The organism is Nocardia alni (assembly GCF_019038435.1).
GTDB lineage: Bacteria > Actinomycetota > Actinomycetes > Mycobacteriales > Mycobacteriaceae > Nocardia > Nocardia alni.
This window is the reverse complement of the sequence record NZ_JAGPOX010000218.1, coordinates 1-11,744: the sequence shown is the minus strand read 5'-3', so window position 1 is coordinate 11,744 and position 11,744 is coordinate 1. Positions and strand designations below refer to the sequence as shown.

The window sequence follows — 11,744 nt, the reverse complement described above, 5'->3', positions numbered from 1 at the left end:
CGGGCCGTACGGTGTATCCCGGGGTGGATCGACGAGGGCACGAACCCGTGGCGGCGATTGTCGCGCGGGCGTCTGAGCATGGGAAACTGGAGAACGTCGACTGGTCCTTTACACTCTTCCAGCGCGTTACGCTAGACCTTCAGCGGAGGATTCCTTCGCGATACGTGCCGACCACGCCCGACCAGGACCTATACAGACAACTCAACCCCGTGACAACTGAACCAGGAGCCGCCCCACATGCCGATGCCGACCGAGGAAAGGGTGAGCCAGCTTGTTGCTGCGCTCGTCGAGAGCCGAGGTTTCGATCTCGAGGGTGTGGCCGTCTCCGCTGCGGGCAAGGATCAGGCGCGGATCGTGGTCACCGTGGACAGCGACTCCGCCTCCGATCTGGACGCGGTCGCGGACCTGAGTGGAGCTATCTCCGAAATCCTGGACGACGCCGGTGATTTCGGCGAGACCCCGTACCAGCTGGAGGTGAGCACCCCCGGCGTGGACCGTCCGTTGACCCTCCCGAGGCACTGGCGCCGGGCCCGGGGCCGCAAGGTGCGGATCCGCCTGTTGCCGCAGGCGCAGACGCCCCAGGGCGTCACCATGGGCAAAGACGCCGGGACCTTCGACGGTCGCGTCGGCGAGGCCACCGACACCGACGTGGCGCTGGTGCTGGGCGGCAAACAGAAACCGCACCTGGCCCATGTCCCCTTCGCCGATATCGAGCTGGCCGTGGTGCAGGTGGAATTTTCCGCACCCGGTGCGGCGGAGATGGCGCTGGCCGGGGGAGTGGCCCCGGGGCGACCGACGCCGGGCGCCGAGGCAGACGACGTTCAGGGAGAAACCCCATCATCAGCAGCAGCTTCGACCGAAGGGACCGTGGCATGAACATCGAGATCGAAGCCCTGCGCGCGATCGTCGCCGATAAGGGCATCGCCATGGAGACCGTGATCTCCGCGATCGAATCGGCGTTGCTGACCGCCTACCGGCACACCGACGGGCACGAGCCCAACGCCTACATCGACATCAACCAGAAGACCGGCGTGGTGCGGGTGATGGCCCGCGAACTCGACGCCGACGGCAACACCGTCTCCGAATGGGACGACACCCCCGAGGGCTTCGGCCGCATCGCCGCCACCACCGCGCGCCAGGTGGTGCTGCAGCGATTGCGCGATGCGGAGAACGAGAAGTCGTTCGGCGAATTCTCCACGCACGAGGGCGATATCGTCGGCGGCGTCGTGCAGCGCGACGCCCGGATGAACGCGCGCGGCACCGTGGTGGTGCGCATCGGCAGCGAGGCGCATGGCGCCGAGGGCGTGATCCCGCCCGCCGAGCAGGTGCCGGGTGAGAATTACGAGCACGGCGATCGGGTCAAGTGCTACGTCGTGGGCGTCTCGCGTGGCCCGCGTGGCCCGCAGATCACCCTCTCGCGCACCCATCCGAACCTGGTGCGCCGCCTGTTCGCGCTCGAGGTGCCCGAGATCGCCGACGGATCGGTGGAGATCGTGGCGGTCGCTCGCGAGGCCGGGCACCGCTCCAAGATCGCGGTACGCTCCACCGTCTCGGGCGTCAACGCCAAGGGCGCGTGCATCGGCCCGATGGGGCAGCGGGTGCGCAACGTGATGAGCGAGCTGGCGGGCGAGAAGATCGACATCATCGACTACGCCGAGGATCCGGCCACCTTCGTCGGGAATGCCCTGTCCCCGTCGAAAGTTGTCTCTGTCACAGTCGTGGACCCCGACGCGAGGGCCGCGCGCGTGGTGGTCCCCGATTTCCAGCTGTCGCTGGCGATCGGCAAGGAAGGCCAGAACGCTCGTCTGGCCGCCCGTCTCACCGGCTGGCGGATCGATATCCGCAGCGACGCGGCCCCCGACGCGAACGGTTCGGTGCGGTCGGAGGCGCAGCGGGGGTAACCCCGACGGCACGGCGAATACCCGTCCCGAGGTGCTTTCAATCGGGACCGGGTGACGGGTTTGTAACTAACAGCGGGGCTGGATGCGGAGATCAGGACATGGCAGCGGTACAGTGGATGCAGGCTCAGCGCGAGTCTCCGAGATCACTGCGGCCCGGCCCCGTCCGGACATGCATCGGATGTCGGAAACGCGAGCTGGCCGCCGATCTGTTGCGGATCGTGGCGCAGACGTCCTCTTCGGACAGCGTTGCGATCGTTCCTGATCCGCGGCGCAGACTTCCCGGAAGGGGTGCGTGGTTGCACCCCTCTTCGGCTTGTCTGAGCACCGCAGAACGGCGCCGAGCATTCGGCAGAGCACTACGAGTGTCCGGAAAACTGGATATCTCAGCCCTGGAGCACTACGTCGAGAACAGGCACGAGCACTCATGAGCACACCGTGAAGTACCAGCGATGAACGTCCATCGGAGATAACCCGAGGTCGTGCGGGCCATCCGTCCCCAAGACGGAATGCCGCGCTCGACCTCTCAGTGAGGAGAGCAGTGGCAGGCAAGGCCCGCGTGCACGAGTTGGCCAAAGAACTCGGTGTCACGAGCAAGGAACTACTCGCAACGCTCAAGGAGCAGGGCGAGTTCGTGAAGTCGGCGAGCTCGACGGTGGAAGCGCCCGTCGCCCGTCGGCTGCGGGAGTCGTTCGCACCCAAGTCGTCCGGTAACGGCAACCGGTCCGGTAAGCCCGGTTCCGGTCAGCAGAATCAGTCCGGGCGCCCGGCGCCCAGGCCCGCGTCCGGCGCGACGCCCGGCCCCGGTCCCCGTCCGGGACCGCGTCCCGCCGCGCAGACCCCGGCGCCCGCGCCGGCACAGCCCGCGGCCCAGGCCCAGGCCCCGAAGCCGCAGACCGAGACCCCCGCACCGGCTCCGGCGTCGGCGGTCAGGCCCGGTCCCGCAGTGAAGCCCGGACCGGCCGCGAAGCCGGCTCCGCAGGAGCAGGCGCCGCGTCCGGCCGCGGCACAGAGCAACAATCACGCCCCGGCAGCGCAGAACGGCACCGCCGCCCCCACCTCGGCCCCGCGTCCGAACCCCTCGGGTCCGCGTCCCGGCCAAGGCCAGGGGCAGGGCCAAGGCGGCCAGCAGGGTCATCGGCCGTCCCCCGGACAGGGCGGCGGCCCCAAGCCCGGCCCGAAGACTCCCCGGGTCGGCAACAACCCGTTCTCTTCCGCCCCTGAGCGGGAGCGTCCCGCTGCGCGTCCGACCCCCGGGCCCGGTGGCCCGCGTCCGGGTCCCGCGCAGGGCGGCCCGCGTCCGGCCCCGGGGCAGCGTCCCGGCGGCGGTCACGGTCAGGGCCAGGGCGGTCAGCGTCCGGCCGCGGCGCAGGGTTCCGGCCCGCGTCCGGGTGGTCCGCGTCCCAGCCCCGGCTCGATGCCGCCTCGGCCCAATCCGGGTGCGATGCCGCAGCGTGCCGCGCGTCCAGGTCCGGCGGGCGCCGGACGTCCGGGTCGTCCGGGCGGTGGCCCGGGTGGCGGCGGTCCCCGTCCCGGTGGCGGCGGTGGCGGTGGTGGCTATCGCGGCGGCGGTGGCGGCGGTGGCGGCACCGGTGCTCCGGCCGGTGCGGGCGCACCGGGTACGAGCGGCGGTTTCCGCGGTCGTCCCGGCGGCGGTGGCGGTGGTCGTCCCGGTGGCCCGGGTGGTCGCGGCGGCGCCGCGGGTGCCTTCGGCCGTCCGGGTGGCGCGCCGCGTCGTGGCCGCAAGTCCAAGCGTCAGAAGCGCCAGGAATACGACTCGATGCAGGCGCCGACCGTAGGTGGCGTGCGGCTGCCCCGCGGCAGCGGCGAGATCATCCGCCTGGCCCGCGGCGCGTCCCTGTCGGACTTCGCCGAGAAGATCAACGCCAACCCGGCCTCGCTGGTGCAGGTGCTGTTCAACCTCGGTGAGATGGTGACGGCGACCCAGTCGGTGAGCGACGACATCTTCGAGCTGCTCGGTGGCGAGATGAACTACGTCGTGCACGTGGTCTCCCCTGAGGACGAGGACCGCGAGCTGCTGGAGAGCTTCGATCTCACCTACGGCGAGGACGAGGGCGACGAGAACGACCTGGTCATCCGTCCGCCGGTAGTGACCGTCATGGGTCACGTCGACCACGGTAAGACTCGACTGCTGGACACGATCCGTAAGGCCAACGTCCGCGAGGGCGAGGCCGGCGGCATCACCCAGCACATCGGCGCGTACCAGGTGCTCACGCACCTGAACAACGAGGACCGGCTCATCACCTTCATCGACACCCCGGGTCACGAGGCGTTCACCGCCATGCGTGCCCGTGGTGCGAAGGCCACCGATATCGCGATCATCGTGGTCGCCGCCGACGACGGTGTCATGCCGCAGACGGTGGAGGCGATCAACCACGCGCAGGCGGCCGATGTGCCGATCGTGGTGGCGGTCAACAAGATCGACAAGGAAGGCGCGAACCCGGACAAGATCCGGCAGCAGCTGACCGAGTACGGGCTGGTGGCCGAGGAATACGGTGGCGACACCATGTTCGTCGACATCTCCGCCAAGCAGGGCACCAATATCGAGCAACTGCTCGAGGCGGTGCTGCTGACCGCGGACGCGTCGCTGGACCTGCGGGCGAACCCGGATATGGACGCCCAGGGTGTGGCCATCGAGGCGCACCTCGACCGTGGCCGCGGCCCCGTGGCGACCGTGCTCATCCAGCGCGGCACCCTGCGGGTCGGGGACTCGGTCGTGGCGGGCGACGCCTACGGTCGCGTCCGGCGCATGGTCGATGAACACGGTGACGATGTGGTCGCGGCGCTGCCGTCGCGGCCGGTGCAGGTCATCGGCTTCACGTCGGTGCCCGGCGCGGGTGACAACCTGCTGGTCGTCGACGAGGACCGCATCGCCCGGCAGATCGCCGACCGGCGCAACGCGCGTAAGCGCAACGCCCTGGCCGCGCGCAGCCGCAAGCGGATCAGCCTGGAAGATCTGGATGCCGCGCTGAAGGAGACTTCGGAGCTGAACCTGATCCTCAAGGGCGACAACTCCGGTACCGTCGAGGCGCTGGAGGAGGCCCTGCTGGGCATCGAGATCAGCGACGAGGTGCGGTTGCGGGTCATCGACCGCGGTGTCGGTGGCGTCACCGAGACCAACGTCAACCTGGCCTCGGCGTCGAACGCGATCATCATCGGGTTCAACGTGCGTGCGGAGGGCAAGGCGACCGAGCTGGCCAACCGCGAGGGCGTGGACATCCGGTACTACTCGGTGATCTACCAGGCGATCGACGAGATCGAGAAGGCCCTCAAGGGCATGCTCAAGCCGATCTACGAAGAGGTCGAGCTGGGTCGCGCCGAGATCCGGGCGATCTTCCGCTCCTCCAAGTTCGGCAACATCGCCGGTTGCATGATCACCTCCGGGTCGGTCAAGCGCAACGCCAAGGTGCGCCTGCTGCGCGACAGCACCGTGGTCGCCGAGACGACGCTGCAGTCGCTGCGCCGGGAGAAGGACGATGTCACCGAGGCTCGCGAGGGCTTCGAATGTGGTATTACCTTGGGCTACAACGACATCAAGGAAGGCGACATCATCGAAGCCTATGAGCTTCGTGAGAAGCCACGGGACTGAGAATCGAATCGCACGCCGGGCATTCGCCCGGCGTGCGACCTCGGTTCGCGCACATACAAAGAGGTGAGCCGTTGTTCGTCGGAGCGCTGGAGTTCGACATCCTGCTCGGCGACGTTCATTCGCTGAAACAGAAGCGTTCCGTTATTCGCCCGGTCGTGGCCGAGCTGCAGCGCTTCGGCGTCTGCGCGGCCGAGAGCGGTCAGCAGGATCTCCATCGCCGCAGTCTGCTGGGCGTCGCCATGGTCAGCTCCGAGGTGGGTCATCTCACCGAGGTGCTGGACAGATGTGAACGCCACGTCGCGGCCCGTCCGGAGTTAGAGTTGCTGGCAGTACGCCGCAGGATCTTCGGACCCGAGGATTAACTACGCAAGGAGGACCCCATGGTGGATCAAGCCAGGGCACGCCGACTCGCGAAGCGGATCGTCTCGATCGTAGGCACGGCCATCGAGTACGAGATCAAGGATCCGCGGCTGAGTTTCGTGACCATCACCGATGCCAAGGTGACCGGTGACCTTCGAGAGGCCACTGTTTACTACACCGTGCTCGGGGAAAATCTACAGACCGAACCCGACTACACCGCCGCGGCCGCGGGCTTGGAGAAGGCCAAGGGTGTGCTGCGCTCCAAGGTGGGCGCGGCCACGGGGATCAAGTTCACCCCCTCGCTGGCCTTCGTCCTGGACACCGTGCCCGATGCGGCACGGGAAATGGAGGAACTGCTCGCTCGCGCTCGCGCGGTCGACGAGCGGGTGGCCCAGGTGGCGGCGACCGCGACACATGCGGGCGACGCCGACCCCTACAAGATCGAAAACGACGAGGAAGACTGACCGCTCCCGCAGCGCGCGTCGCGGCGGGGGCATCAGGCCCGCAAGGGAAACTGGTTAGCGATGACAGCAGTAACGCCGGCGGCCGATCTCGCCGCGGCCGTGCAGGTATTGGACACGGCCCGGTCGGTGACCGTGCTGTGTCATGTGCAGCCCGACGCCGACACGATCGGCAGCGGGCTGGCACTGGCGCAGGTATTGGCCCGGCGCGGGACGCCGGTTCAGGTCTCCTTCGCCGCACCGGCGGAATTGCCGGTCTCGATGCGCAGCATGCCGGGTGTCACGCACCTGGTGCCGCCCGAGCGGGTTCCCCGGCAAGTGGACGTGCTCGTGGCCGTGGACTGCGGCAGCGCCGGGCGCCTCGGCGCGCTGGCCGACCGGATCACCGGTGCGGAAACGACCCTCGTGCTCGACCATCATCGTTCCAACACCCGCTTCGGCACGGTGAACGTGATCGATCCGGATGCGGAGTCGACCACCGCCCTGCTGATGCGGGTCTTCGACGCCTGGGGCGAGCCGATCGACCGCGATATCGCGCACTGCCTGTTCGCGGGCCTGGTCACCGACACCGGATCGTTCAAGTGGGCGGGCCCCGGCACGCACCGGCTCGCCGAACGATTGCTGGCCACCGGCATCGACGGCACCGGGATCACCCGCACCCTGATGGACACCCATCCGTTCGCGTGGCTGGGCATGCTGTCGCGGGTGCTGGGCTCCGCCCGGATCGAGCACGCCGCCGCCTACGGCACGGGCCTGGTCTACGTGTTCGTGCGTCGCGACGATATCGACGGCGTGCGGTCGGAGGAGGTCGAGAGCGTCATCGACGTCATCCGCACCACCGCGGAGGCCGCGATCGCGGTCGTATTCAAGGAATCGCGCACCACCCCCGAATTGTGGACGGTCTCGCTCCGCTCCCGCGACAGCGCCATCGGCGCCGACGACGGCGTGGACGTCGCCCGTGTAGCCACCATTCTCGGCGGCGGCGGCCACCGCTACGCCGCGGGTTACACCACCAGCGGAAGCCAGGGACAGTTGGTCGCGGCGCTGCTGGCGGCGCTGGACGCGCCGCAGTAGGACGATCGGGGCACTACTCCACGGCCCCGCGCCATCGGGTTGTCAACTCGCAAGGCGTCCGGCGTCGAGTGCGATCGGATCGCGCCAGACATCCATGGGCACCGCGCGTTCGGCCCGCCCGCTGTCGTCCAGCACGTGGCCCATCAATTTCAGGTGACGCAACGTGAGTAGACGCTGGGTGATACGGATACTCGGAATGCGCAGGGTGAGTTGCCTTTCCAGATGGTGGAGTTCATCCGCGGAATCGAGCCAGACGCTGAGTACCAGATTGCTGTCGCCGATCACCGACGCGCACATCCGAGTCTGCGGCAGCTGCGCCAATTCTTGTGCGGTGGATTCCAATTCGGTTGGCGGCACCTCGATCCACAGGGTGGACTCGATCGGGCGACCCGCGGCGGCATGCGACAGTTCGCAGCGGAAGGCCAGTGTGCCGCTGTCCATGTGCCGGCGCAGGCGTCGCCGGACGGTGCTCGTGCTGGTCTGCGCGATCGTGGCGAGATTGTCGTGCGAGGCCCGCCCGTCGATGCTCAGGGCCAGCACCAGGGCGCGATCGGTGGGCGACAGGGGCGGGACGATCGTTCGCGCGGGTGCGATCCGGTGCGGACGACGTTGATGAGCGGCCAGCAGCCGACGCTGGTTCGCGTCCAGACAGCGCAGCCGCCACCGGCTTCCCTCGGCGAACATTCTGGTGACAACCAGCACCCGGACCGTGTGCACACCGGGAATGCGGTTCAGCCGCGCGGTCAGATAGCGCGTGAGCATTCCGAGATCCGAAACCCACACCGCGAGTAGCAGATCGGAGGCGCCGACCGTATGCGAGACGGTTACCGCATGGGGGTCGTCGAGCAGGGTCTGCCCGACCCGCAGCACGCTGTCCGCGGCGCATGTGACGGTGACCAGAGCGAAAGGCATCGTCAGCATCAGCGGTGAAGCGCAGTACGCGGTCACCCAGGCATGTCCCTCGGTGAGCAGTCGCTCCCACCGGCGGGACGCGGTCACCGGGCTCACCCCCAGGACCTCGCCGAGCAGCTTCCACGACGCGCGCGGAGCGATCTGCAGTGCGTTGAGCAATGCGTACTCGATCTCGTCGAGCTGATCATTTTCGTACATCCGGTACCCGCTTGCTGGTGTAATTCTTCAGTTTTCGCGGGTTGATGCCGCGCAACCCCATCATCTAACCGAGGGGCAATCGACGGCACGATGAGGTGTTCGATTGTCATAGATATTTCGGAATATTTTACGAATCCGAAATTTAATGATTTCCCGGGACGCTGGTTCGGCCATCGTCGGAACCAGGGGGCCGTAGATGCTCGACAGTCGTTCTCCCGCTGTGAGATCCGCTGGCGGAGGCGATTCGATCGCCGCGCGCCTGGATCGGATGCCGATTACCCGCATGCACGTCGTTGCCGTGGTGTGCGTAGGTCTCGGACTGTTCTTCGACACTTACGAGATATTCCTTGCCGGGACATTGTCCACGGTACTGAGAAAGGAGTTCGACCTCAGCGCGGGATCGCTGAAGGCCGTGCTCGCCAGCGCGTTCCTCGGCCAGTTCCTCGGCGCGATCCTGCTGGGGCGGCTGGCCGATCGGCTGGGGCGGCGTCGCGCCTTTCTGCTCAATCTCGCGGTGTACTCGCTGTTTTCGCTGGTCGGTGGCCTGGCGCCGAATGCCGGGCTGTTGGTCGCCTCGCGGTTTCTGGCTGGGATGGGGTTGGGCGCGGAGACCGCGCTCGCCGATGCCTACCTGTCCGATCTGCTGCCCGCGCGAGTGCGCGGACGCCTGCTGTCGGTCGCGTACACCGTCGGCTTCCTCGGTGTCCCCGCCGCCGGATTCCTCGCCCGCTGGTTGGTTCCGTTGTCGCCGTTCGGGATTGCGGGCTGGCGGTGGATGTTCTTCCTGGGGGCCGCCGGCGCCGTGGGTGTCTGGGCGCTGCGACGGATTCTGCCCGAATCTCCGCGCTGGCTGGAATCGGTCGGCCGCGTGGAGGAAGCGGATGCGGCGATGAGCGCCTGGGAGGAGTCCGCCCGGCGGGCGGGCCGGGAATTGCCGGATCCCGAGCCCGTCATGTCCGGGTATTCGGTTGCGACACAACGGCTGCCGCTGCGGACCCTGTTCGCCGCGTCCTACGCTCGCCGCACCGTGATGGCCTGGGTGATGAATGTCGGATCAGCCTTCGGCTATTACGGATTCGGCACGATCGCACCGCTGGTGCTGGTCGCCAAGGGATATTCCGTTGTCGGATCGCTGACATTCATCGCGCTGAGCTATATCGGTTATCCGGTGGGTTCGGCGTTGTCGCTGTTCATCATCGAGCGCGTCGAACGCAAGTGGGTGATCGCCGGGACCTGCGTCGGTATGGCGGTCAGCGGCGTGCTGTTCGGGGTGGCCGGATCGCCCGCCGTCATCGTCCTGTGGGGGTTCGCGTTCACGCTGATCAGCAATGTCTATTCCAACGCTTTTCATATCTACCTCGGCGAGGTGTATCCGACCGCAGTGCGCGCGACCGGAGTCGGTGCCGCGTATTCGATCAGCCGGCTGACCACCGCCGCGCTGCCGTACATCTTGATTCCGGCGTTGTCGGTCGGACCGGGATTCGTCTTCGCGATCGTGGCGGTGGCATTGGCCGTGCTCGTGCTGGACGTTCTCGTGCTGGGGCCGCGAACGAACGGGTTGTCGGTCGAGGTGACCGCGCCGTCACTGAAAGGGATGGATCATGTCCGCAGATGACGAGGCCGTCGAGCTATGTCATCGCCTCATGCGAATGGATACCTCGAATTACGGCGACGACAGCGGTCCGGGGGAGCGGGTGGCAGCCGAATACATCGCCGAACTGCTCGACGAGGTCGGTCTGGCGGTCGAGGTCATCGAGCCCAGTCCTGGCCGGACCACGCTGATCACCCGCTGGGAGGGCGTCGATCCGGACCGTTCCGCCCTGCTGGTCCACGCGCATACGGATGTCGTACCGGCCGAGCCCGCGTTGTGGAGTCATCATCCATTCGGCGGGGAGATCGCCGATGGATATCTCTGGGGCCGAGGCGCGGTGGATATGAAATACTTTGCTGCCCAGGTTCTTTCGGTGGTGCGAGCGCGGCGGCGGTCCGGTCGTCCGCCCGCTCGCGATGTGGTTCTCGCCTTTCTGGCGGATGAGGAGAACGCCGGTCGTCTCGGCGCACGATGGCTGGTCGACAAGCGGCCCGAGCTGTTCGAGGGATGTACCGAGGCCATCGGCGAGGTCGGCGGATATTCGGCGACCCTGCCCACCGGTCGTCGTCTCTACCTGGTGGAGAGTGCCGAGAAGGGAGTCATCTGGTTCCGGCTCACCACCGCGGGGGTCGCCGGGCACGCCTCGATGTTGAATCCACGCAACAGCATTACCGAGCTGTCCGAGGTGGTGAATCGGATCGGACGGCACGAATTCCCGATCCGGCTCGCGCCCTCGACACGGATGCTGTTCGAGGCGGTGGCGGCCGAACTCGGTGAGGTCTTCGATCCGCGAGACCCGGCGCCGCTATTGAAGGCGATCGCGCCGCTGGAGCGCATGGTCGGTGCGGTGCTGCGCGATATCGCCTCGCCGACCCGCCTGAACGCCGGATACAAGACCAATGTCATCCCCAGCACGGCCGGCGCCGAGATCGACTGCCGGTTCATCCCGGGATTCGAGGAGCAGTTCGTCGCGGAGCTGCGCGAGCTCGCCGGTCCCGACGTGCAGTGCGAGATGATCTACCGGGACAACGCCCTCGAGACGCCCTTCGACGTGCCCCTGACCAGTGCGATGGAGGCCAGCCTGGCCGCCGAGGATCCGGGCTGCGGTGTTGTGCCTTACCTGCTGCCCGCCGGAACCGACGCCAAGCACTTCAGCCGCCTCGGCATCGCCTGCTTCGGATTCGCACCGTTGCAACTCCCCGGAGACTTCGATTTCCCGGCGGCTTTCCACGGCGTCGACGAGCGGGTCCCGGTGGAGTCGGTGCGTTTCGGCGCCCGGGTGCTGGACACGTTCTTCGACCTGTGCTGAAAGCAGCGCTTGCCGAGAGAATCGTCGGGCCACCCTTATCTGACCGCTGGTGTGGAGTCGCGATGCCGGGGAAAGGTCCGATTCGGCAGACGGCTCGGCGGGTTGTCGGACCCCTGTGCGATCGTGGTCCTGGAGTTGGACGGCGGTTGACACAGATGAGGAGTGATCGGAGAGGTGAGCGACGTTCCTTTGGATGCGGCCGATGAGGCGACGGTGAGCGAGACCGTCGACGGGGGCGCGTCCGCCGGGCCGGGGAGGATTCTGGGGATCGCGGTGCCGACGCTCGGGGTGTTGGTGGCCGAGCCGGTCTATCTGCTGTTCGATATGGGGG

The 11,744-nt window shown here is 67.6% G+C and carries 10 protein-coding genes; 9 read left to right on the top strand and 1 reads right to left on the bottom strand.

Features of this window, described 5'->3' with window-relative positions; all coding sequences use genetic code 11:
• The first annotated feature begins 237 nt into the window (after positions 1-237).
• The 7 genes from rimP to JZ791_RS41580 all read left to right on the top strand — a co-directional run bounded on the left by rimP (position 238) and on the right by JZ791_RS41580 (position 7,403).
• The gene (rimP, locus tag JZ791_RS41610; protein WP_216903088.1) at positions 238-876 is read left to right on the top strand and encodes a ribosome maturation factor RimP; all 639 of its coding nucleotides are present in this window, start codon (positions 238-240) and stop codon (positions 874-876) included.
• A complete protein-coding gene (gene nusA, locus JZ791_RS41605) occupies positions 873-1,901 on the top strand; it encodes a transcription termination factor NusA (protein ID WP_216903087.1) in 1,029 nt (342 codons plus the stop codon). Before rimP ends, nusA begins: the two co-directional genes overlap by 4 nt.
• A 116-nt stretch (positions 1,902-2,017) precedes the next feature.
• Positions 2,018-2,329 (top strand): YlxR family protein, encoded by a 312-nt coding sequence (locus JZ791_RS41600; RefSeq protein WP_216903089.1) that lies wholly within the window; start codon positions 2,018-2,020, stop codon positions 2,327-2,329.
• A gap of 110 nt (positions 2,330-2,439) precedes the next feature.
• The gene (infB, locus tag JZ791_RS41595; RefSeq protein ID WP_216903086.1) at positions 2,440-5,508 is read left to right on the top strand and encodes a translation initiation factor IF-2; all 3,069 of its coding nucleotides are present in this window, start codon (positions 2,440-2,442) and stop codon (positions 5,506-5,508) included.
• A 71-nt stretch (positions 5,509-5,579) separates the two neighbouring features.
• Entirely contained in the window at positions 5,580-5,870 is a 291-nt protein-coding gene (locus JZ791_RS41590; RefSeq protein WP_216903085.1) for a DUF503 domain-containing protein, read from the top strand.
• Positions 5,871-5,888: 18 nt separating this feature from the next.
• Entirely contained in the window at positions 5,889-6,332 is a 444-nt protein-coding gene (gene rbfA / locus JZ791_RS41585) for a 30S ribosome-binding factor RbfA (RefSeq protein ID WP_216903084.1), read from the top strand.
• A 60-nt stretch (positions 6,333-6,392) separates the two neighbouring features.
• Positions 6,393-7,403 carry a DHH family phosphoesterase gene (locus JZ791_RS41580; protein WP_216903083.1) on the top strand — a complete coding sequence of 337 codons (1,011 nt, stop codon included), beginning with the start codon at positions 6,393-6,395 and terminating at the stop codon, positions 7,401-7,403.
• Positions 7,404-7,445: 42 nt separating this feature from the next.
• Here JZ791_RS41580 and JZ791_RS41575 read toward each other — a convergent pair whose 3' ends face one another.
• The gene (locus tag JZ791_RS41575) at positions 7,446-8,513 is read right to left on the bottom strand and encodes an Lrp/AsnC family transcriptional regulator (protein WP_216903081.1); all 1,068 of its coding nucleotides are present in this window, start codon (positions 8,511-8,513) and stop codon (positions 7,446-7,448) included.
• 220 nt (positions 8,514-8,733) lie between these two features.
• Between JZ791_RS41575 and JZ791_RS41570 the strand changes: the two genes are divergently transcribed.
• On the top strand, positions 8,734-10,128 hold the full coding sequence (locus JZ791_RS41570) for an MFS transporter (RefSeq protein WP_308163446.1): 1,395 nt from the start codon (positions 8,734-8,736) through the stop codon (positions 10,126-10,128).
• Positions 10,115-11,413 (top strand): M20/M25/M40 family metallo-hydrolase, encoded by a 1,299-nt coding sequence (locus tag JZ791_RS41565; protein WP_216903077.1) that lies wholly within the window; start codon positions 10,115-10,117, stop codon positions 11,411-11,413. Before JZ791_RS41570 ends, JZ791_RS41565 begins: the two co-directional genes overlap by 14 nt.
• Positions 11,414-11,744 lie beyond the last annotated feature (331 nt).